Below are 22310 nucleotides of genomic sequence, written 5' to 3'. Positions count from 1 at the left end.
AGGCGGATCTGCCCGCAAGCGGGCCTGACCGATCAATGCACATGCGTGTCAGGCGATGGTCGAGTGGCGGACGCAAGGAGCGCCCGCCAGAAATGGATCATAACAGTACCCAAGCGGCACGACCTGTTCGTCAGAGACCGGCGTCGATCGTCTCTTTGAGCCGGGCGGCAAGTGCTGCCCGGTCCATCGCAAAATTGCCGTCGACCCAGAGCGTTTCGAGTTCCTGAAGGAGTTTTCCGATGCGGGGGCCGGCCGGCACGCCAAGCGCCATGGCATCCGCCCCGTTCAGCGGGAACTTCGGCTTTGAGAATTTTTCCGCGCGCTTCAGAAGCGCAGACCAGCGGGCGGCCTTCACCATGTCGGCGTCATTGGACTGTGCGGCATGGCGGGCGCTGGCAAGTGCCAGTTTCAGCCGCATCAGAAGCCCGTCCTTGCCGTTGCGGTAGAGCAGCCGGTCGAGAGCCGTCTCGGCAAGCTCGACGGAAGGCACCGGCGACTGCCCCCAGTTCACCAGCCGCTGCGCCTCTGCGTTCGACAATCGCCAGCGCGCAGCCAGGGCCTTCAGCCGCACCGCATCGGGCGGAATGATAGCGGCAAGGCGAAGAAGCGCATCCGGTTCCCAGCCCAGCGACTGCTCGGCCGCCACCAGTCCGTGAATGGCATCAATGCCCCATTTCTCACTTTCCGGCAGGACGGCGCCCAGCACACCGGTGGTGCGCATCCACAAAAGCGCCCGCGACGGATCGGGAGCCGACAGAAGCTTTTTCATCTCCGCCCAAACCCGCTCCGCCGAAAGGCCGCCCAGTCTGTCCTTGGCCTTGGCGACGGCGCGCAATCCTTCCGCATCCGGCCGGCCCGAGCCGTAGATGGCAAAGAAGCGGAAGAAGCGCAGCACCCGCAGGTAATCCTCGGCAATGCGGGTCGCCGCATCGCCGATGAAGCGCAGCGTGCGACTGTCGATATCCGCCAGACCGTTGATCAGATCGATGACCTGGCCTTGCTGCGTTACGTAAAGGGCGTTGATGGTGAAATCGCGCCGCATCGCATCGGCCTGCCAGTCGGTGCCGAAGGCGACCTCGGCGTGGCGCCCATCGGTTGCGATGTCGCGGCGCAGCGTCGTCACCTCGAAGGGCTGGCCGTCGATGACGAGCGTGACCGTGCCATGGGCGATGCCGGTTGGCACCGCCTTGATGCCGGCCGCCTTCGCCCGCTCCATCACCACCTGCGGCAAAAGCGTCGTGGCGAAATCGAGATCGCTGATCGCCATGCCCATCAGCGCGTTGCGCACGGCGCCGCCCACCACGCGCCCCTCGCCGCCGTCGGCGTTCAGCAGGGAAAACACGCGCTGCACGGGGGCGGCAGAAAGCCAGCCGGCATCGGCAAGATGTGCGGCCTCGGGCCCACCTCCGGACGCGGTCGTCATGCGTATAACCTTTCATAGAGCGTGCGCAGAATACCGGCGGTAATCCCCCAGATATTCCACTCGCCATAGGGCATTTCATAAAAGTGACGAAGCGTGCCGTTCCATTCCCGGCTGCCGCGATTGTGGTTGGCCGGGTCCATCAGGAAGGCAAGCGGCACCTCGAACACGCGGTCCACTTCCGTCGGGTTTGGTGTCAGCTGGAAGCCGCGCTCCACCACCGACAGCACTGGCGTGATGCGAAAGCCGGTTGCGGCGAAATAATCCGGCAGGCGGCCGACGGGTTCGACGAAGGTACGGGACAGCCCGATCTCCTCTTCCGCCTCGCGAAGGGCTGCCGCCTCGACGCTTGCATCATCCGGATCGACGGCACCGCCGGGAAAGGCGATCTGGCCGGAATGCTTGCGCAGCGTTGCCGTGCGCTTCGTCAGGATCACGCGCGCGCCTTCGGGATCGTTGACGACAGGCACCAGCACGGCCGCATCCTTCAGCGTGATGCCTTCCAGATGCGTGATGATATCGGGGTTCAGCAGGTGGTCGCCATGCTCGCGCGCGGCCGTCTCGATCGGGCTGCCGCTCTGGCTTTGCGCACGCCGCCGAAATTCCGCGGCCGAATAGAAGGCCGGATTGGCGAGGGCCGGATGCATCGACAGGTTGCTCATTGCGACAGCTGGTCCAGTTCATCGGCGGGCATCACGGGAAAAATCGCGCCGCCGGACCGCAGGGCAAACATCGGCACGCCCTCCACATCGATCACCTCTCCGCGCTCGATGAGTTCGTACATGACCGCGCGGGACAAGAGTGCATCCAGCCGCCCGCGCACCAGAACATAGGGCTTCAGCTGGCGGTGTTCGCCTTCGATGAGGAAGCGCAAGCGATGCTCGCTGCCGACCTCCACCACATCGCCGACATTGGTGCGCAAGGTCAGCACCGGCCCGCCGTCGCGCTCGCCCGCCGTCATCTCGACGCCAAGGAAATGCGCATCCTCGACCTTGATCCTAACTTTTTCCACAGGCGTGACGAGATAGGTGTGCCCATCCTCATCCTTGCGCAGAACGGTGGAAAACAGCCGCACCAGCGCCGGGCGGCCGATCGGCGTTCCCATGTAGAACCAGCGGCCGTCGGCGCGGATTTCCATGTCGATATCGCCGCAAAAGGGTGGATTCCAGCGTTCGACGGGCGGCAGACCGCGTGCGCTGCCATCGCTGCGGCGTCCCGCCTCTTCGGCGGCACGCGCAATCAGGGCCGCCAGTCCGTCCGCATCCCTTGCGGTATGAATCGTCTCAGCTGCCATAATTTCAGTCATGGTTCCGGTTTATGGGTCGTGTCACGAGATAGTCATTCATAACGTTCTTGTCAGCCGCCGCCACGCGAATAAGTTGGAGTGAACGGACTGCTCGCTGAACAAGACGCGATTCGACCATGCCGGCAGGACGCCGGACCCGAGCCTGATGGAGACCGACATGGGCGTGATGACTTCCACCGATACTCCGCTCGATGAGAAGGCAATCGTCGCTGCCGCCGAACAGGCGCTTTCCGATATTGCCGCCGTGCGCACCGAAGTGTCGAAGGTGATCTTCGGCCAGGAACAGGTGGTGGAAAACACGCTTGTTGCCGTGCTGTCGGGCGGCCATGCGCTTCTCGTCGGCGTTCCGGGCCTTGCCAAGACCAAGCTCGTGACGACGCTCGGCACCGTGTTGGGGCTCGATGCCAACCGCATCCAGTTCACGCCGGACCTGATGCCGTCCGATATTCTCGGCACAGAAGTGATGGACCAGGACGAGAACGGCCGCCGCTCCTTCCGCTTCGTCAAGGGCCCGGTCTTTGCGCAATTGCTGATGGCCGACGAGATCAACCGCGCAAGCCCGCGCACGCAGTCGGCCCTTCTGCAGGCCATGCAGGAATATCACATCACGGTGGCCGGACAGCGCTACGACCTGCCGGCGCCCTTCCACGTGCTGGCGACCCAGAACCCGCTGGAGCAGGAAGGCACCTATCCGTTGCCGGAAGCCCAGCTCGACCGCTTTCTGCTGCAGGTGGACGTGCTCTATCCGGAGCTTGCCGCCGAGCGCCAGATCCTGCTCGACACGACCGGCACCTCGGAAGCAAAGGCCCGCGCCGTCATCGACGCTCAGCGCCTCAAGGACATCCAGTCGCTCATTCGTCAGATGCCGGTGAGCGACAAGGTCGTGGATGCCATCCTGTCGCTTGTGCGCTCGGCCCGTCCGGGCCAGGGCAACACGATGACCGACCGTCATGTCGCCTGGGGCCCAGGTCCCCGCGCCGGCCAGGCGCTGATGCTCTGCGCCCGCGCCCGTGCGCTTTACGAGGGGCGTCTTTCCCCCTCGCTCGACGATGTTCATGCGCTGGCCGAACCAGTGCTGCAGCACCGCATGGCGCTGACGTTTTCCGCGCGCGCCGAAGGCATGTCGGTGCGCGACGTGATCGACGGGCTTGTCAAGCAGGCGCGTGGCTGACCGGCCGCCGCAAGACATAAACGGAGCCACGTCAGTGGCCGCAAGCAAGGTAATCAGCAGGCGTGGCATCCATAGGCCAGATCGTTCCGCAGACCCCAGGCAATGACGTGCTTGCCCGCGCAAGACAACGCGCGGCCCTCGTTCCGGATTGCATGGTCGAAGCCCGCCGCATCGCCAACACGGTGATTGCCGGCTGGCACGGCCGGCGCAAGCGCGGCATCGGCGAAAATTTCTGGCAGTTCCGCCCCTATAGCGAAGGCGAGAGCCTGGCGCGGATCGACTGGCGCCGTTCTGCCCGCGACGACCATACCTATGTGCGCGATCTCGAATGGGAGGCTGCCCACACCGTCTGGCTCTGGGCCGACGTGTCGCCATCGATGATGTACAAGTCGACGCTCGGCACCGTCTCCAAGGAAAGCCGGGCGCTGGTGCTGATGCTGGCGCTGGCCGAAATCCTCGCCCGGTCCGGAGAGCGCATCGGCTGCCCGGGCGTGATGGAACCAATTTCGGCTCGCAACGCCGCCGAGCGGCTGGCAACCGCCATCATGCATGCACCGCTTGCCGAAGGACTGCCGGATACGGGCATGATCCGCGGCGCCAGCGACATCGTGCTGATCGGCGATTTTCTCGATGATGCCGACCGCATCATGGAGCGCATCACGCCTTTGTCGCGCCGCAACCTGCGCGGCCATGTGGTGGAAATCGCCGATCCGGCAGAAGAGACCTTTCCCTATAGCGGGCGCACCGAATTTACCGATCCGGAAACTGGCGAGAGGCTGGTGTCGGGCCGTGCCGAAATGCTGCGCGAGGATTACCAGCGGGCCTATCTGGCGCGGCGTGAATATCTTGGCCAGTCGCTGCGCCGGCTTGGCTGGAGTTTCGTCTTCCACCGCACCGATCACTTGGCATCGGAGGCACTGGCCGCGGTGCACGGCTATCTCTCCGGCAACCCGCCGCGCCTTGCAGGAGCGCGCTGATGGGGTCCTTTGCCTTTGCAACACCGGTCATCCTGTCTGCGCTCATCGTTCTGCCGGCCATCTGGTGGCTTCTGCGGCTGACGCCGCCGCGTCCGAAACAGGAAGTGTTTCCGCCGCTCGCCATCCTCGCCACGGTTCTCAAGCGCGAGGAAACGCCCTCGAAAAGCCCGTGGTGGCTGACGCTCCTGCGCATGCTGATGGCGGCCGCCATCATTTTCGCGATTGCCGATCCGGTGCTCAATCCGCGCAGTGGCACCCTGTCCAGCCAGGGGCCGCTCGTGCTCCTGATCGACAACAGCTGGTCGACGGCAGGCGACTGGCAAAGGCGGGTGGAAACCGCCGACATGCTGATCGGCGATGCCGAGCGGGCGGATCTGCCGGTCTCGCTCGTCCTGACCGCCGATCCCACCCATGATGCCGTGCCGGGAAGTGCCGCCGCTGCCCGCGAAAAGCTCGCCGCCGCCCAGCCCCGCCCGCAGGTTCCGTTGCGCGCAAGTGCTGCCGAAGCGGTGGTGGAGGCGCTGAACGGCACCCGTCCCGGCACCGTCGCATTCCTCGCCGATGGTGTTTCCACGCCCGAAGACGGCGACATGATGGCCGATATTTCAAGCCTGTCGCCCGCAGACGTCCGGCTGATCGAAGGCGATGGCGAGGGGGCCGTGGCACTGACCGATGTCAGCAACACCGCAAATGCCATGGCCGTTACCGCCGCCCGCCTGACCCGCGACGCACCGGCGCGCTATCGCATCAATGCGCTTGACCAGCAGGGCCGTTCGCTTGCCACGACCGACATCGACTTTGCGGCAGGGGCTGCCACCGCAAGTGCCGCCCTGCCTGCGCCCTTCGAGCTGCGCAACGACTTTGCCCGCATCACGATCGAAAACAAGGCGACGGCCGGCGCCACGCACCTTCTGGACGACGGCTTCAAACGCCGCCGCGTGGCGCTTTTGTCCGGCGACGGCGGCAATGACCTGCAGCCGCTGCTTCTGCCGCTCTACTATATCAGCCGCGCGCTGCAACCCTATGCCGATATCATCGAGCCGCGTGGCGCCGATCTGTCGGCGGCACTGCCGGAGATCCTGGCCGGCAACCCCTCTGCCATCATCATGGCCGATATCGGCCGCCTGCCGGCCGATACCTATGCGCCGCTGCAGCAGTGGATCGCCCGCGGCGGCCTGCTGATCCGCTTTGCCGGCCCCCGGCTTGCCGCAGCCCCCACCGACGACCCGCTGGTGCCGGTGATCCTGCGCCGCGGCGAACGGGCACTCGGTGGCGCCCTCTCCTGGGCAGAGCCGCAGCCGCTGGCGGATTTCCCGACCTTCGGCCCCTTTGCCGGCATGCCGCCCGCCGAAGATGTGCGGGTGAACCGCCAGGTTCTGGCCGAACCGACGCCGGATCTGGCCGAGCGTACCTGGGCAAGCCTTGCCGATGGCACGCCGCTGGTCACGACCCGCCAGGTGGAAGCCGGCCGCATCGTGCTCTTCCATGTGAGCGCCGAGGCGACCTGGTCCAACCTGCCGCTATCGGGCAATTTCGTCGAAATGCTGCGCCGTCTGGTGCAGACGGCCCGCGCTGGCGGGGCACAGGCCGCGACGAGCGGTAGCGAGGCCGGCGTCGCGCTTCCCCCTTACCGCCTGCTGACCGCCGCGGGCATTTTGACGGCCGAGACCGGCGCGGCAAAGCCGATCACCGTGGCTGCCGGGCAGATGCCGGTGGCAAGCCTTGACCATCCGCCCGGCCTCTACGGTTCGGAAGATGGTTTTACCGCCGTCAACCTGCTGCCGGCCGGCACACGGCTCGATCCGGTCTCGCTCTCTGCAGAAGGCCTGACGATCACCCGCGACAGCCTGATCGGCCGGGAAGCGGTATCGCTGCGCCCTGCCCTCTTCACGCTGGCCTTCCTGCTTCTCCTCATCGATGGCCTGATCGTGCTTGTCATCAACGGCGGATTTTCACGCCCTGCGAAAGCCGGACGCGGCATCACTGCTGCTCTGCTGCTCGCCCTCCTGCCGCTGGCCGGTCTTCCGACCGAAAGCCGGGCGCAGGACGCAAAGCCCGGCGATGCGCAGGCGCTGGAGCGGCTGGACACGACCCACCTTGCCTATGTGATCACCGGCGAAGCCGATGTCGATCGCATTTCCGAGCAGGGGCTCGAAGGGTTGAGCCAGTTCCTCACCTATCGCACGACGCTCGAGCCTGGCGATCCGGTCGGCCTCGACATCACGAAGGACGAGCTGTCCTTCTACCCGATCATCTACTGGCCGATCTCGGCGACCGCCCCGATGCCGACGGCGGCGGCGATTTCGCGCATCGACGCCTATATGCGCAATGGCGGCACGGTTCTGTTCGACACGCGCGATCAGTTCACCTCGCTGGAGGGTGGCACAAGTGCCAACGGACAGCGGCTGCAGGAAATCTTGGCCAATATCGACATTCCGCCGCTTGAGCCGACGCCGGAAAACCATGTGCTGACGCGCGCCTTCTATCTGCTGACGAATTTTCCCGGCCGCTATTCGGGAAGCCCGCTCTGGGTGGAAGCGCGTCAGGATGCGCGCAATTCCGGCAGCCAGATCTCGTCTTCCGGCGATGGTGTGACGCCGCTCCTGATCACCGGAAATGATTTTGCCGGCGCCTGGGCGATCGACGCCAATGGCGCACCGGTTCTGCCGACCGTGCCGCCGGACGACATGCAGCGCGAATATGCCTACCGCGCCGGCGTCAACATCATGATGTATATGCTGACCGGCAACTACAAGGCAGATCAGGTGCATGTGCCGGCACTCCTCGAACGGCTGGGCCAGTAGGAGGCGCTTTCCATGAATCTCGAATTTGCTCCCTTCCTGCCATCGCCGGCCCTTGCAGCACTCGCTGTGCTCGCCGCCCTCCTCGTGGCGATCTCGCTCTGGCGGGGACTGCGCGGATCGCTGCTGCGCGGCCTGGCCCTTGCGGCCCTCCTTCTTGCGCTCACTAACCCGACGCTGACGCAAGAAGACCGCCAGCCGCTTTCGACCGTCGTCCCCGTGCTGGTCGACCGGTCGCAGAGCCAGGATACGCCGCAGCGCCGGGCGCAAACCGATGCCTCCCTTGCCCAGTTGCGCGACCGCTTCTCGCGCTTCCCGCAGATCGAGACGCGCATCGTCGAGGTGAAGGATGACGAAACTTCCGACACGCCTTCGACGCGGCTCTTCACCGCCCTCTCCTCGGCCATTTCCGACGTGCCGCCGGCGCGCATCGGAGCAGCCGTATTCCTCACCGATGGCCAGATCCATGACCTGCCGGGGCCGAACGCCGATCTCGGCTTCAATGCCCCGATCCACGGCCTGATCACCGGCCGCGCCGATGAATTCGACCGGCGGGTGGAAGTGGTTCGTGCGCCGCGCTTCGGCATTGTCGGCGAAGAACAGGACATGACGCTGCGCGTCTTCGATGACGGGCGCACGCAAAGCGGGACCGCGCCGGTGACGGTGCGCATGAACGGCGAGGTCATCGCCACGCTTCAGGCCACCCCCGGCACGCCCATTCCCTTCCGCTTCACTGTGCCGCGCGGCGGCAACAATGTCATGGAGTTCTCCGTCGCCGAACTTCCCGGCGAAGTGACCACCGCCAACAATCGCGCCGTCCATGTGATCGACGGCATCCGCCAGAACCTGCGCGTGCTGCTGGTGTCCGGCGAGCCGCATGCCGGCGAACGGGCCTGGCGCAATCTCTTGAAATCCGACGCCTCGGTCGATCTCGTGCATTTCACCATTCTGCGTCCGCCGGAAAAGCAGGACGGCACGCCGATCAACGAGCTGTCGCTCATCGCCTTTCCGACGCGCGAGCTGTTCGTTGAAAAGATCAACGATTTTGACCTGATCATCTTCGACCGCTACCAGCACCGCAACGTGCTGCCGATCCTCTATTACGATTACATCGCGCAATATGTGGAAAAGGGCGGCGCATTGCTGATTGCCGCCGGCCCCGAACATGCCGGCCCCGATTCCATTGCCTCGACGCCGCTGTCCACGGTGCTGCCGGCAGCACCGACCGGTGAGGTCCATAGCGCCGCCTTTTTCCCGCGCCTCTCGGAGCTTGGCAAGAAACACCCTGTCACCCGCGGCCTTGATGGCGCAAGCGCCGAACCGCCGGCCTGGGGCCGCTGGTTCCGCACCATCGACGTGACGCAGCCGCAGGGCGAAACCGTGATGCAGGGCGATGGCAACCGACCGCTTCTCGTCCTCAACCGGCAGGGAGAAGGTCGCGTGGCCATGCTGCTCTCCGACCAGGGCTGGCTCTGGGCGCGCGGCTTCGAGGGTGGCGGCCCGCATGTGGCGCTCTACCGACGCATCGCCCACTGGCTGATGAAGGAACCGGAACTGGAGGAAGAGGCACTCACGGCACGCGCACTCGGGCGCACGCTGGAGGCAACCCGCCAGACCATCGGCGACGATCCGGGCCCCGCCACGATCAAATACCCGTCCGGCCGCACTGAAAGCGTGCCCTTTACCGCTGCCGGTCCCGGCCTTTACCGCATCGACAAGCGCATGGACGAAACGGGCCTTTTCGAGGTGAGCAACGGCACATTCTCGACGCTTGTGCATATCGGAACCGTCGATGCCCCGGAATTCAAGGCAATGATTTCCACCACTGCGACGCTTGCCCCCTATGCCCAGGCGACGCGCGGACTGGTGGCGCGCGTGGAGAACGGCTCGGGCGTCAGCCTTCCCGGCATCCTGCCGGTGCGCGGCACCGTGCGCATCAACGATCCGGACCGGATGGTGATCCGCCTCACCGATGAAACCGTGCTGCGCGGCATCGACACGACGCCGCTGTTTGCCGGATTTGCCGGTCTTGCCGCCCTGCTTCTGGCGGTATCTGCGCTCTGGTGGCGCGAGGGGCGATAGGGCTGGTCACCATAAGGGACAACCAGGCCGGGGTTTGATCGCCCTGGCGGCTATGGTAATTGCCAACCTCCCCATCCCGCAAGGCGAGGTTTCTCATGCCGCAGATGCTGACCGTAACCGACCGCCTGACGCCCGAAGACGAAAAGGCAGTGCGTGACCCGCTGGTTGCCTACAATCTTGCTCGTTTTGGCGAGAGCGACCGGCGCGATCTTGCCGTGATCCTGCGCAACGATGCGGGAGAGGCAGAGGGAGGGCTTACGGGTCATACCGGCCGCGGCTGGCTTTACGTGCAACTTCTGTTCATTCCCGAACACCGCCGCGGCGAAGGCCTTGCCGCGACACTGCTTTCACTTGCCGAAGATGAAGCCCGCGCGCGCGGCTGCGTCGGCGCCTATATCGACACGATGAACCCGGTTGCCCGCAGCGCCTATGTGAAGGCCGGTTACAGACCGCTGGGTGAACTGCAGTATCTGGAGGGCGGACATTCGATTACCTGGCTCTGCAAGCGTTTCGACTGCAAGGAGGAAAGCCATGAGCGTGGATGACAATGGCTGGTCCCAATCAGCCGCTGCCTGGACGACATCCCAGGGCAGTGACGGCGATTTCAACCGGCAATTCGTGCTTGATCCGGCCATCGATAGGTTGCTCGAAGGCCGCACCTTTTCCCGCGCGCTCGACGTCGGCTGCGGTGAGGGTCGCTTCTGCCGGCGCCTGAAGGCGCATCACGGTATTGCCGAGGTGATCGGCATCGATCCGACACTGCCGCTTCTTGAGACGGCGAGACTGCGCGACCCGGAAGGCGATTACCGTCAGGCCATGGCCGAGGCCCTGCCCTTCCCGGATGGCCGCTTTGATCTCGTCGTCAGCTATTTCACGCTGATCGACATCGCCGATATCGAGACGGCCATTGCGGAAATGGCGCGCGTGACGGCGGCGGGTGGTACGCTGCTGATTGCCAATCTCAACCCCTTCATCACCGCCTGCGGAGGGGCCGCCTGGGTGCGTGACGGCAAAGGCCACAAGCTCTATGTGAAGGTGGACCGCTATCTGGAAGACCATGCCGACTGGCAGGAATGGCGCGGCATCCGCATTCTCAACTACCACCGGCCGATGAGCCGCTACATGACGCTGCTGCTGCAGGCTGGACTGCAACTGGTATCGTTTGCCGAACCACCGGCGATCGGCGGGCCGACGGAGGCACGCGAGGCCTATAACCGCGTGCCCTATGCGCATCTGATTGAATGGACAAAGCCGGGGGCGTGAAACGCCTATTCGGCAGCGGCCGCAAGCGCCATCGGCTGCCAGTCCTGCCAAGCGATCACCCCCTTCAGGCGCGGATGCACGTCATCCGCCATCGGCACGACCAGCACACGGCCGGGATCGACGGGGCCGGGAAAGGTGAGCGCCCCATAGGAGACCTTTTCGAAGCCGAGCGGCATGTAATAGGGCGGATCCCCGACAAGAATCACCGCCTGCGATCCCTTGCGCCGTGCCGCTTCGATGGCAATGCGCACCAGTTCGCGCCCGATGCCGCGGTTCTTGTGCGAGGGCCGCACCGCAAGCGGCCCGAGCAGATGGGCATCGACATCACCGGCTTTCACCGCCGTCATCCGCACGGAGCCGATGGTTTCGCCATCGTCGGCGCAGATGAACGACAGCGACCGGTCATGCGGCCCCTGTTCGCGAATGCGCGCGGCCGCCTTGGTGAACCGGCCGGGGCCAAAGGCCTCGGCATTGATCAGGTCGATGATGGCATCGTGGGAGGCGTCTTCAGTGAGGTAGACGAGGTCATGCTTGTTCATGATCAGCTAAAACCGGATATCGGACAGGACAAGGGAAGAGCGGCAGCGCTCGCAAGCGCGGTGCAGGCTTTTCAGCGTCGTCGAAGTGTCCGGACCGTGATCATCAGATCGATTTTCCTCGTGGGTTGATCGCCATTACCAGCATTTTCCGGGGGCGTCCACGGAAAAGCTCACACGAGAACACAGTGTCACCCTGCAGGCCCTCGCATTTTCATGCACCGACTGCCAGAATGCAACAAAACCGTGTGGCGGACGGATTAACACATTGGAAGGAAACATCAATGGGCATGCTCGTGGACGGCGTCTGGCAGGACGTCTGGTATGATACCAAATCGACAGGCGGCAAATTCCAGCGCTCGCAATCGCAGTTTCGCAACTGGGTGACCGCCGATGGCAGCGCCGGCGAAACCGGCAAGGCCGGTTTCAAGGCAGAGGCCGGGCGCTACCACCTCTATGTCTCGCTTGCCTGTCCCTGGGCGCACCGCACGCTGATCTTTCGCCGGTTGAAAAAGCTGGAGGCGCTGATTTCCGTCTCCGTCGTCCACCCGCTGATGCTCTCGAAGGGTTGGGAATTCCGCCCGCAGGACGATGAGGCAGCAACCTCCGACCCCCTCTTCGGCTCGGATGCGCTCTTTGAGGTCTACCTGAAGGCCGACCCGCATTATTCCGGCCGCGTCACCGTCCCCGTCCTCTTCGACACGGTCGAACAGACCATCGTCTCCAACGAATCTGCCGACATCATCCGCATGATGAACAGCGCGTTCGACGGGCTGACCGGCTCGACGGATGATTTCTATCCGCAGCCGCTACGCGACGAGATCAACGCCTTGAACGCAAAAGTCTACGACACCGTCAACAATGGCGTCTACAAGGCCGGCTTCGCCACCTCGCAGGATGCTTATGAGAACGCGGTCAACGCCCTGTTTGCAATGCTGGACGAGCTGGAAAACCGGCTGTCGGGCCAACGCTATCTGGTCGGCAATCGGCTGACAGAGGCCGATATCCGGCTGTTCACCACGCTCGTGCGCTTTGATGCGGTCTATGTCGGCCACTTCAAGTGCAATCTGTCCCGTATCGCCGATTACCCGAACCTGTCGGCCTATCTGCGCGACCTCTATCAGCATGACGGCGTGCGCGAGACGGTGAATTTCTCCCATATCAAGAGGCACTATTACGGCAGCCACGCGACGATCAACCCGACCGGGATCGTGCCGCTCGGTCCGGTGCTGGATCTTGATCGTCCGCATGGGCGAGAAGCGCTGGGTCCTGCAGCCTGATTGCAAAACGCGAAGGCGGACCTCTACCAGATGTCCGCCTTCTGCACCTCGCCGCTCAGTTCGCGAAGCCGTGCAAGCGTGGCCGTCGTCACCTTGTCGGGCAGCGCATCGAGCGCGAAGAAACCGCATTCGACGATTTCCCGGTCGGGAGGACGCGGCGCCGTCTGGCGCACCTTGACCCGGTAGAACACCACATGGTCGCGCGCGCTTGCGCCCTGGTTCTGGTAGACGTGGAAAAGCTCTGGCTCTGCGAGAATGACCAGATTGCCCTCCTCGCGCAATTCCTTGGCAAGCGCTGCCGGCACGGTTTCGCCGCGCTCGACGCCGCCGCCCGGCATGTACCAACCGGGCACATAGGAGTGACGGACGAGAAAAATCCGCCCCTCTTCGTCAAAGCAGGCCGCGCGCACGCCCAGTGTCATACTGCGCGTCACGGCAAAGACCTTGTGCATCAGAAAGACCATGACCCGTGTTGTAAGCCCTGAAATTTCCGGAATGCCCTTACCGTTCATTGCAACCTTCCTGCCGCCATGCCTTGCCCGAAGGGGTGCTTGGCTCTATGTCTCGACCCATGTTCAAGTTTGCGCATATCTCCGACATTCATCTGGGACCGCTTCCGCGCCTGACCCTGCGTGAACTAGCATCGAAACGCATCACCGGCTTTGTGAACTGGCATCGCAACCGCCGCAAGCATCTTCTGGTCAACACACTGGATCTGCTGCTGTCCGATATGCGGCTGAAACAGCCCGACCACCTGATGATCACCGGCGATCTGGTCAATCTTGCGACGTCGATCGAAATCCGGCTTGCAGGCGAGTGGCTGCGCAGCATCGGCGAGCCGCTGGAGACGACGGTGGTGCCCGGCAATCACGATGCCTATGTGCCCGGCGCCCATGATCGATCCGTCCGGGAATGGTATCCCTTCATCTCCGGCGATGGCGCGCCGGAAGACTGGCCGGACGAGGAGCATGTGTTTCCGACCTACCGTCGGCGCGGGCCGCTCGCCATCATCGGCTGCTCCACTTCCAATGCAACACTGCCGTTTTCCGCCGGCGGCTTCTTCAGCGCCCGCCAGGCGCGCGAAACGGCAAACCTGCTGAACCGGGCAAAGGACGAAGGCCTGTTTCGCGTCGTGATGATCCATCATCCGCCGATCCGCGGGGCTGCCCCCTCCCACAAGCGCATGATCGGCATTCGTCGCTTTGCCGCCGCGCTGTCGGTCGGCGGAGCCGAGCTCGTGCTACATGGCCACACCCATCTCAACACCGTCTATCAGCTGAAAACCCATCACGGCCAGGTGCCGGTGGTGGGCATCGCGTCCGCCTCGCAGGGACCCGGCGGGCACAAGCCGCCGGCCGCCTACAATCTCTTCTCGCTGTCGGGCGAACCGGGTGCCTGGAATCTCTCCTGCGATCGCTACGGGCTGACCGCGGCCGCCGATGCAATTGCGCTCGAAAAACGCCATGTTTTCTACGGAAATCCACCGGATCTTGCCGAACCTCCCGTAATTGAGGCACAATTCTGAGACAGCCTGGGGAAAGCCAGATCTGGTTTCTTCCCGTTACCGAATGAAAGACCATTCCATCCAGCAGTCAGGCCAGCGGTTTTCATGAGCGATAAAACCCGACAGACGGATATCAGGCGCGACCTCGTGGGCTTTCTCCCGCAGATCCGCCGCTTTGCCATGGCGCTCACCAGACACCCGGCCGGCATCGACCAGCTGGTGGTGCGCGCCTGCGAGGAGGCGGTGGACAAGTCGCACCTGCGGCGCGAAGACCAGCGGCTGGACCATTGGGTCTTCATGCTAATGCGCACGCTGTGGGCTGCCGGCGCGCTTGCCAAGGATTTTGGCGATACCGACACCTTGCCCCAGAGCACACGTGTTGGCGCTGGTTCTTCCGGTCATGCGGCCCTCGACGGCCTGCCCTTCACTAGTGCACCGGTGTTCCTGCTCTGCGCGGTAGAGGGCTTGAGCTATGCCGAGGCTGCCACGGTCATGGGGATCACGCCGGACGCCGTTGCCGTGCGCATGCTGCTTGCCCGCCGCGAGCTTTCCGCCCAGAAAACCCATGCCAGCGAACGCAGGGCCTGATTGATGGAAAATCTTCGACATGCGCCGCTCGACATGCGCATCAGCGCGCTTCTCGACAACGAATTGAGCGAGCCGGAGCGGCTTGAACTGGAAGCGCTGCTGGGCACCGATCCGCAGGCGCGGGCGTTGTTCGATACGCTGCGCGCGGCCGATGACGAGGCGTGCCTTGCCTTCAAGGCCATGCTGAAGGAGCCGGTATCGCTGGACCTCGTGCGCTCCATCAAGACCGCCACGCCGCCGCGACGCGCCGTGCGCCTGCCCGAGGAGCAGCGGCCGCGCTGGACGCTGCGCCCCTCGTTCAGTCTTGTCTGCGCCGCATCCTTCCTGATGTTCGGGCTTGGCACCGCGGCCGGATATCTGGTGGCCGGGCGCCCGCAGATGGTGACCTATGCGGAACTCGCCGGAGACCCAGTGCGTGCCTGGCTGGACGACGTTGCCTCCTATTACCGGCTCTATTCCCGCCAGACCCGCCATCTGGTGGAAGTACCTGCCACCGAATCAGCCCATATCGTTGACTGGCTGATGGCAACGACCGGCGTCTCCTTCCGCATTCCAAACCTTGCGGCTGAGAAGCTCGATTTCGTCGGCGCCCGCCTGTTTTCCGCCGGTGGACGACCGGTCGGCCAGCTCGTCTACCGCAACAGCGATGGAGAGGTGATTGCCATCTCCTTCACCAAGCTGATCACGCCGAACGAGCCGCAAACCGACGCACCTCCGCTGCGCCAGACGATCCGCGACGACATTGGCCTCGTTACCTGGCAGGGCCTGCAGGCAAGCTATGTGCTGACCGGCCCCTCCTCCGATGCCGACCTCGATACGCTGGCCGCCAGGATCGCGGGCATCATCTGATCCGGCGCGTCCGGCCGCGCCTGCCTTGCGATCCTACCTCGCAAAGCGCCTTGCGCCCGCCACGCACAGCACGACGCCGAGTGTCACGACCAGCATCAGCGGGCTTACCGGCTCATGCAGCAGAAGGCCGGCGAGAAGCAGGCCGAAAAACGGCTGCAGAAGCTGCAACTGGCCAACGGCCGCGATACCGCCGAGCGCCAGTCCCCGGTACCAGAAGATAAAGCCGATCAGCATGCTGAACACCGAGACATAGGCAAGGCCTGCCCAGGCAGCGGCACCGACCGCCGACCAGTCGGCCGGAAGGCTTGCGAGGGAAATGACCAGCATCGGCGGCAGCGCCAAGACGAGCGCCCAGGAAATGACCTGCCAGCCGCCGAGACGGCGAGACAGGCGCGCCCCTTCCGCATAGCCGAGCCCGCAGACAAGGATGGCGGCAAGCATCAGCAGATCGCCGGAGACAGTGCCCGCACCACCGGTTGTGAGGGCAAAGCCTGCAACGGCAGCGCTGCCCAGCCCGGAAAACAGCCAGAACAGCGGCTTTGGCCGTTCGCCCCCGCGCAGCACGCCAAAGAGCGCAGTGGCCAGCGGCAGGAGACCTATGAAGACGATCGAATGGGCCGAGGTGATGGTTTTGAGCGCAAGCGCCGTCAACAGGGGAAAGCCGACCACGACGCCAGCGGCGATCACGGCAAGCGACAGGAGATCGGCACGCGCCGGGCGCGCTTCGCGCAGGCCCTTGAGCAGAATAGCGCCAAGCACGGCGGCAATCACAGCACGGGCCGATGTGAGAAACAGCGGCGAAAGATCCGCCACGGCCACACGCGTCGCCGGAAGCGATCCGCTAAAAATCACCACGCCGGCCAGGCCGCACATCCATCCATCCACTGACGCTTTCATTGTCCCTCGCTTGTCTGCTCTTGCGGGCACGATGGTGCGGCTCGACCGTCGACACCTGCCCCGGCCACTTTACGCCGGGCTGCTTGCCAGAGACAGCAACAGAGGAATACAATTCGATCAAACTGTACTGGCAACAAAAGCAATACAGATGAGCGATCCATGATCCGCAATGCCGCCGGCACACGCACAGGCGACGTGATGAGTTCCATCCGTACGCGGATCGACAGCCGCGCGCTCGTGGCGGGTGATCGCCTGCCTTCGGTGCGGGCGCTGGCCGAGACGATGAAGGTATCGGCCACCACCGTGGTGGAGGCCTATGACCGGCTGGTGGCTGAAGGGCTGATCCGGGCGCGGCGGGGCGCGGGGTTTTTCGTGGCGGAAAACACCACGCCACCGCTCTCCCTTGCCCGGGCGGACACGCCGCAGGCCCGCGCGGTCGATCCGTTCTGGGTGTCGCGCCAGTCGCTCGATGCAGCAGAGGGCGTGCTGAAACCCGGCTGCGGCTGGCTTCCCGCCGACTGGATGCCGCAGGAGGCCATTTCGCGCGCCATGCGCCATCTTGCCCGAACCGATCCTGCCGTTCTTGTCGATTACGCAGAGACGCGCGGCTCACCAAGCCTGCGCCGCCTGCTTCTGGCGCGGCTTGCCGATCAGGGAATTGCCGCGGGCCCGGACCAGGTGTTGCTCACGGCAACGGGCACGCAGGCGCTGGATCTGGTCTGCCGCTTCCTCCTGCGCCCCGGCGATACGGTGCTGATCGACGATCCCTGCTATTTCAACTTCCGGGCCCTTCTGCAGGCGCATCAACTGCGCATCGTCGGCGTGTCGATGACCGACGGCGGACCGGATCTCGCCGCCTTCGAGGCGGTACTGTCTGCGGAAAAGCCGCGCCTCTACATCACCAATTCCGGACTGCACAACCCGACCGGCGCGACCCTATCCCCGCAAACGGCCCATCGCGTGCTGAACATGGCCGGCCAGCACAATGTCACGATCATCGAAGACGATATCTTCGGCGATTTCCAGCCGGAGGCCGGCGCCACGCTTGCCGCACTCGACGGCTTGAAACAGGTGATCCGCATCGGCAGTTTTTCAAAGACGCTCTCGGCGTCCATCCGCTGCGGCTATGTCTTTGCCCGCCCCGACTGGATCGAGGGACTGGCAGACCTGCAGGTCGCGACCAATTTCGGTGGCCCGAGCCCCGTCTCGGCAGACATCATCGCCCATGTCCTGTCCGGCGGCAGCTACCGCAAACACATGGAAGACCTGCGCCGCAAACTTTCCCATGCCCGCCGCGATGTGACGACCCGCCTCGCCCGCCTCGGCATCGAACCGGTCCTTGTCCCGCGCGGCGGCTTTTACCTCTGGTGTCGCCTGCCGGATGGCGCGGGGTCCGCAAGCCTTGCGCAAAAGGCACTGGCATCCGGCGTGGTTCTGGCGCCGGGCAATGTGTTCAGCCTCGGCCAGACGGCGGACAACAGAATGCGCTTCAATGTGGCGCAGATGCACGACCCGCGCATCGATGAGGTGCTGGCAGAGGCGTTGCAGCAGAATTGCTGAAGGCCTCTTTCAATGAGGCGGGTATCTCGGCAACGCAAAACGCCCGGGCTTGCGCATCGGACGTTCTGTAGACGTGAAAAGCCGGGACCGGTCAGCGGCTTGCGATCACCCGGTTTGCCGCAGAGACGATGGCTTCCAGCGAGGCTGCCACGATGTTCGTATTGATGCCGACGCCGAACAGCTTGCCGCCGGGATGCTCCACCTCGACATAGGCAATGGCAGACGCGTTCGATCCATGCTGCAGCGAATGCTCGGAGTAATCGGCAACCGACAGGTCAATGCCGAGATAGGCCGACAGGGCATTGATGAAACCATCGATCGGGCCGGTTCCCTTGCCCTCGATACGCTTGACCTCGCCATTGTCGGTGATCTCGGCGGAAACGACCCGCACGCCCTTGTGCTCCATGCCGGCCGGATAGGTCTGGTGATCGACGAACTTGATGCGGCCTTCCGGCTGCTCGACATAATGCTTGAGGAAGTGCTCGTGGATACGCTTGGACGGCAGCTCCACACCCTCTTCGTCGGTGATGCGCTGGATCTCCTCGCGGAATTCCACCTGCAGGTTACGCGGCAGGTTGATGCCGTAGTCCTGAGAGAGGATATAGGCGATGCCGCCCTTGCCGGACTGCGAGTTGATGCGGATGATCGCCTCATAGGTGCGGCCGACATCCTGCGGATCGATCGGCAGATAGGGCACTTCCCAAACCGGAGAATTGGCCGTCTTGATCGCCTTCATGCCCTTATTGATGGCATCCTGGTGCGAGCCGGAAAAGGCCGTGTAGACCAGTTCGCCGACATACGGATGGCGCTCGGGGATGACCATCTCGTTGGAATATTCATAGACGGCCTTGATGCGCTCGATGTCCGTGCAGTCCAGCTCGGGATCGACACCTTGCGTGAACATGTTGAGCGCCAGCGTCACGACATCGACATTGCCGGTGCGCTCGCCATTGCCGAACAGCGTGCCTTCGACGCGGTCTGCGCCTGCCATCAGGCCGAGTTCGGTTGCGGCAATGCCGGTGCCGCGGTCATTGTGCGGATGCAGCGAAATGATGACGTTCTCGCGGTTGTCGATGTTGCGGCACATCCATTCGATCTGGTCGGCATAGATGTTCGGGGTTGCCATTTCCACGGTGGACGGCAGGTTGAGGATCAGCTTGTTGTCGGCCGTCGGCTTCACTTCGGCAATCACCGCATTGCAGATCTCCAGCGCCACCTCGAGTTCCGTGCCGGTAAAGCTTTCCGGCGAATATTCGAAGCGATAGCCGCCACCAGCCTTCTGAGACATGTCCATGATCATCTTGGCCGCATCGACGGCAATCTGCTTGATGCCCGGCACATCCTTGGCAAACACCACGCGGCGCTGCAGTTCTGACGTGGAATTGTAGAAGTGGATGATCGGCTTGTGCGCGCCTTCGAGCGATTCAAAAGTGCGAGTGATCAGCTCGGGACGGCACTGCACCAGCACCTGCAGGGAAACATCCTCCGGCACGCCCCCCTCCTCCACGCACCAGCGGGCAAAATCGAAATCGGTCTGCGAGGCAGACGGGAAACCGATCTCGATTTCCTTGAAGCCCATGTCAAGCAACAGCTTGAACATGCGCGCCTTGCGGTCATGGCCCATCGGGTTGACCAGCGACTGGTTGCCGTCGCGCAGATCGACCGAGCACCAGATCGGCGCCTTGTCGATGACCTTCGAGGGCCAGGTGCGATCGGGGATCTGGATCTGCGGATAGGCGCGGTATTTGCGCGATGCGTCGGGCATGCCCTTGATGCCGGAAGCGGTCACGGCGGTAGTGGAATTCTTGGCGTCCATGGTTCTTCTCCTTCGCGTCCAGCGTCGGCGCTTGTGGCCCAAGGCTGTTACAGCGCCGTGACGGTGGATCAAGGCCTCCTCAGAGGCTTTTGGTCTCAAATCGGGGATTTTCTGCGAGGAGCTTTCTGCCGACGGGCGCTTACGGCCGCCGGGCGCTCCTCAACGGACCCGGCAACCGCGGATAAGGCCGAGGAGAAGAAGCGAGTTTAGGGCGAACGACGACGCACGGTCAGCCATGCGGCCCGCAGCGTATGAAGCAGAAATGGTTTCGCCCGAAATCTTCATGAGCCGAGAGATAACGCGAGAGAGAATGCAGCGCAAGGGGTTATTGGGGCCAGGGCGCGCCTTTCAGCTTCTCGCCGATCCATACAGCGACAAGAGCTTCACGCGTCACACCCAGTCGAGTGGCTTCAGCGTCTAACTGCCGCAATTGCAATGCTGACAGACGCAAGCTGGTCTCGATCTGCTCATTGGGACGCCAAGCATTCTCCCAATCGAGATACTCCGAGACATCCTCTCCGTCATCGAACTTCTTATCGAATTCGGCTGCGGTTATAGTCTTCATAGCGTTCTTTCTCCATGGCTCGTGCCCGCCTGACGGAAATCAAACGGACCGTTTCATCGCGCAGCACGTAGACGGCAAGTCATAATCGCCCATGCATTTCGGCGATTAAAGCATATCGCGGCTCGTTGACATGCCTTGCCTTGATAACAAGCCTGAGTTTGTCCTTCCAGAGAGCCTGCGCATCGACGAAATCGACACCATGCTTGTCCTTGTTGCTCTTGCTTTTGGCCGGGTCAAACTCAAAGTCCATGAGCTAAAATAACACTAGCGCCGCCGGATTTCCAGCACCTCAGCCCTTCGTCGCCACCCGCTTCAGCCCCAGCATGACCGCCCCGGCAATCAGTCCCCAGAAGGCACCGGAGACGCCGGCAAACGCAAGGCCGGATGCTGTGACAAGGAAGGTGATGGCGGAAGCTTCGCGGGTTTCGGCATCGCGAAAGGCCGCCTGCGCCGAATTGGAAAAGGCGCCGATGAGCGCAAGGCCCGCCACCGCCTGCAACAGGATCGGCGGCGACAGCGCGACGAAGGCGATGATGGCAGAGGCCAGAAGCCCAAGCAAAATATAGCCGATCCCGCCGATCAGCGCCGACCAGTAGCGGCGCTTTGGATCGGCATGCGATTCTTCGCCCGCGCACATGGCGGCCGTGATTGCCGCAAGGTTGACCGGCACCGCCCCGAACAGGGCTGCGACCGCGGAAAAAAGGCCGGTGGACACGAACAGATGGCTCGGCGCCGGCTCATAGCCATTGACCTTCAGGATGGCGATGCCCGGAATGTTCTGCGAGGCCATGGTGACGATGAACAGCGGCACGGCAACCGAGATGAAGGCGTGCAGGCCAAAGACCGGGGGCACGACGATGAGGTCCGGGTGAATGGCACCGCCCAGCCGCGCAAACACATCCGGCGGCAGATCGACCCCAAAGACGAGAACGGCGACGAAGGCGAGAAGGGCCGCCGGCACCGCCCAGAGGCGCTTCCAGATGACGACGATCATCCAGGTCGCGACGATAGGCAGGCCAAGGACGGGGTTGAACGCAATCGCCTTCACCGGCGCGAGGCAGAGATTGACCAGAATGCCGGCGAGCATGGCATTGGCAAGCGGCGCCGGAATCATCCGCACCGCCTTGCCGAGCGGCGAAAACAGTCCGGCCAGCACGATGAGGCCGGCCGCCATGACAAAGGCCCCGACCGCCGCCGGAAAGCCGCCCTCGATGACGCCGATGCTGGTGAGAAGTGCAGCGCCGGGCGTCGACCAGGCAATGCTGATCGGCATGCGCTTCCAGATCGGCAGGATGATGCCGAGCACACCCATCAGCAGCGACAGCGCCAGAAGCGCCGAAGCCACCTCTTCCGGCCGCGCCCCCATGGCCGTGAGCCCCTGCATGATGACGGCAAAGGAACTGACAAAGCCGACAAAGGCCACGAGCAGACCCATGATGAAGGCCTGGATGGAAAAATCTTTCAGCATGCTGGAAACCCGGATAGCGGCGGCAAGAACCTGTCTGCAGAACCAGAACCGTGCCGGCTTGGCAAGCCGAAAGGCAGCCGCGACCGGCCTGTCGGGCTTTAAATCAGGCGCCATGCCCCTTTCGGCGCGCAAGCCTGCGCCATCTTTGGCGCCACCTCACATGGATGCGGACCGTTGCGCCATGCGCTTTTCCGCATTTTTCCGGAAAAACGTCAAATTGTGGCAGA

General features: G+C 63.8%; 21 protein-coding genes. 11 read left to right on the top strand and 10 right to left on the bottom strand.

Going from position 1 to position 22310, the window contains the following annotated elements; genetic code table 11:
• Positions 1 to 130: 130 nt before the first annotated feature.
• The 3 genes from J2858_RS08790 to J2858_RS08780 are packed head-to-tail and all read right to left on the bottom strand — an operon-like array spanning position 131 to position 2714.
• On the bottom strand, positions 131 to 1423 hold the full coding sequence (locus J2858_RS08790; RefSeq protein WP_210104417.1) for a CCA tRNA nucleotidyltransferase: 1293 nt from the start codon (positions 1421 to 1423) through the stop codon (positions 131 to 133).
• On the bottom strand, positions 1420 to 2073 hold the full coding sequence (locus tag J2858_RS08785; protein ID WP_432443326.1) for a CoA pyrophosphatase: 654 nt from the start codon (positions 2071 to 2073) through the stop codon (positions 1420 to 1422). The genes J2858_RS08790 and J2858_RS08785 overlap by 4 nt, the downstream gene beginning before the upstream one ends.
• A 5-nt stretch (positions 2074 to 2078) precedes the next feature.
• A complete protein-coding gene (locus J2858_RS08780; protein WP_210104416.1) occupies positions 2079 to 2714 on the bottom strand; it encodes a DUF1285 domain-containing protein in 636 nt (211 codons plus the stop codon).
• A gap of 169 nt (positions 2715 to 2883) precedes the next feature.
• Between J2858_RS08780 and J2858_RS08775 the strand changes: the two genes are divergently transcribed.
• The 6 genes from J2858_RS08775 to J2858_RS08750 all read left to right on the top strand — a co-directional run bounded on the left by J2858_RS08775 (position 2884) and on the right by J2858_RS08750 (position 11020).
• Entirely contained in the window at positions 2884 to 3897 is a 1014-nt protein-coding gene (locus J2858_RS08775) for an AAA family ATPase (RefSeq protein ID WP_210104415.1), read from the top strand.
• A 62-nt stretch (positions 3898 to 3959) separates the two neighbouring features.
• The gene (locus J2858_RS08770; protein ID WP_210104414.1) at positions 3960 to 4874 is read left to right on the top strand and encodes a DUF58 domain-containing protein; all 915 of its coding nucleotides are present in this window, start codon (positions 3960 to 3962) and stop codon (positions 4872 to 4874) included.
• On the top strand, positions 4874 to 7678 hold the full coding sequence (locus J2858_RS08765; RefSeq protein ID WP_210104413.1) for a DUF4159 domain-containing protein: 2805 nt from the start codon (positions 4874 to 4876) through the stop codon (positions 7676 to 7678). The genes J2858_RS08770 and J2858_RS08765 overlap by 1 nt, the downstream gene beginning before the upstream one ends.
• A gap of 12 nt (positions 7679 to 7690) precedes the next feature.
• Positions 7691 to 9757 (top strand): hypothetical protein, encoded by a 2067-nt coding sequence (locus J2858_RS08760; RefSeq protein WP_210104412.1) that lies wholly within the window; start codon positions 7691 to 7693, stop codon positions 9755 to 9757.
• 95 nt (positions 9758 to 9852) lie between these two features.
• On the top strand, positions 9853 to 10302 hold the full coding sequence (locus J2858_RS08755) for a GNAT family N-acetyltransferase (protein ID WP_210104411.1): 450 nt from the start codon (positions 9853 to 9855) through the stop codon (positions 10300 to 10302).
• Positions 10289 to 11020, top strand: coding sequence for a class I SAM-dependent methyltransferase (locus J2858_RS08750; protein ID WP_210104410.1), 732 nt, complete (start codon positions 10289 to 10291; stop codon positions 11018 to 11020). Before J2858_RS08755 ends, J2858_RS08750 begins: the two co-directional genes overlap by 14 nt.
• Before the next feature lie 5 nt (positions 11021 to 11025).
• On the opposite strand, the gene J2858_RS08745 is transcribed toward J2858_RS08750, so the two are convergent.
• Positions 11026 to 11559, bottom strand: a complete 534-nt coding sequence (locus J2858_RS08745) for a GNAT family N-acetyltransferase (protein ID WP_210104409.1) — start codon at positions 11557 to 11559, stop codon at positions 11026 to 11028.
• Positions 11560 to 11840: 281 nt separating this feature from the next.
• Here J2858_RS08745 and J2858_RS08740 point away from each other — a divergent pair, with 281 nt between their 5' ends.
• The gene (locus J2858_RS08740) at positions 11841 to 12836 is read left to right on the top strand and encodes a glutathione S-transferase family protein (protein WP_210104408.1); all 996 of its coding nucleotides are present in this window, start codon (positions 11841 to 11843) and stop codon (positions 12834 to 12836) included.
• Positions 12837 to 12859: 23 nt separating this feature from the next.
• Here J2858_RS08740 and J2858_RS08735 read toward each other — a convergent pair whose 3' ends face one another.
• Positions 12860 to 13348, bottom strand: a complete 489-nt coding sequence (locus tag J2858_RS08735; protein ID WP_210104407.1) for an NUDIX domain-containing protein — start codon at positions 13346 to 13348, stop codon at positions 12860 to 12862.
• Positions 13349 to 13407: 59 nt separating this feature from the next.
• Between J2858_RS08735 and J2858_RS08730 the strand changes: the two genes are divergently transcribed.
• The 3 genes from J2858_RS08730 (at position 13408) to J2858_RS08720 (ending at position 15777) form a co-directional block, all read left to right on the top strand.
• The gene (locus J2858_RS08730) at positions 13408 to 14361 is read left to right on the top strand and encodes a metallophosphoesterase family protein (protein ID WP_210104708.1); all 954 of its coding nucleotides are present in this window, start codon (positions 13408 to 13410) and stop codon (positions 14359 to 14361) included.
• 84 nt (positions 14362 to 14445) lie between these two features.
• Positions 14446 to 14928, top strand: coding sequence for a sigma factor-like helix-turn-helix DNA-binding protein (locus tag J2858_RS08725; RefSeq protein WP_210104406.1), 483 nt, complete (start codon positions 14446 to 14448; stop codon positions 14926 to 14928).
• A gap of 3 nt (positions 14929 to 14931) precedes the next feature.
• Entirely contained in the window at positions 14932 to 15777 is an 846-nt protein-coding gene (locus J2858_RS08720; protein ID WP_210104405.1) for an anti-sigma factor family protein, read from the top strand.
• A 33-nt stretch (positions 15778 to 15810) separates the two neighbouring features.
• Here the strand turns inward: J2858_RS08720 and J2858_RS08715 are convergent, their stop codons facing one another.
• Positions 15811 to 16674: a DMT family transporter gene (locus J2858_RS08715; protein ID WP_210104404.1), complete on the bottom strand. Its 864-nt coding sequence runs from the start codon at positions 16672 to 16674 to the stop codon at positions 15811 to 15813.
• Between the two features lie 159 nt (positions 16675 to 16833).
• On the opposite strand from J2858_RS08715, the gene J2858_RS08710 reads away from it, so the two are divergent.
• Positions 16834 to 18234 carry a PLP-dependent aminotransferase family protein gene (locus J2858_RS08710; RefSeq protein WP_245365682.1) on the top strand — a complete coding sequence of 467 codons (1401 nt, stop codon included), beginning with the start codon at positions 16834 to 16836 and terminating at the stop codon, positions 18232 to 18234.
• A 91-nt stretch (positions 18235 to 18325) separates the two neighbouring features.
• Here the strand turns inward: J2858_RS08710 and leuA are convergent, their stop codons facing one another.
• The 4 genes from leuA to J2858_RS08690 all read right to left on the bottom strand — a co-directional run bounded on the left by leuA (position 18326) and on the right by J2858_RS08690 (position 22083).
• A complete protein-coding gene (gene leuA, locus J2858_RS08705; protein WP_210104403.1) occupies positions 18326 to 20050 on the bottom strand; it encodes a 2-isopropylmalate synthase in 1725 nt (574 codons plus the stop codon).
• Between the two features lie 325 nt (positions 20051 to 20375).
• Positions 20376 to 20615 (bottom strand): type II toxin-antitoxin system BrnA family antitoxin, encoded by a 240-nt coding sequence (gene brnA / locus J2858_RS08700; RefSeq protein WP_210104402.1) that lies wholly within the window; start codon positions 20613 to 20615, stop codon positions 20376 to 20378.
• Between the two features lie 79 nt (positions 20616 to 20694).
• Positions 20695 to 20865, bottom strand: coding sequence for a BrnT family toxin (locus J2858_RS24300; RefSeq protein ID WP_348635463.1), 171 nt, complete (start codon positions 20863 to 20865; stop codon positions 20695 to 20697).
• A gap of 39 nt (positions 20866 to 20904) precedes the next feature.
• Positions 20905 to 22083, bottom strand: coding sequence for a benzoate/H(+) symporter BenE family transporter (locus tag J2858_RS08690; RefSeq protein WP_210104706.1), 1179 nt, complete (start codon positions 22081 to 22083; stop codon positions 20905 to 20907).
• Positions 22084 to 22310 lie beyond the last annotated feature (227 nt).

Source organism: Neorhizobium galegae (assembly GCF_017877135.1).
Taxonomy (GTDB): Bacteria; Pseudomonadota; Alphaproteobacteria; order Rhizobiales; family Rhizobiaceae; genus Neorhizobium; species Neorhizobium galegae_A.
The sequence above is the reverse complement of the archived record's forward strand: the minus strand, read 5'-3'. Positions and strand labels throughout refer to the sequence as shown.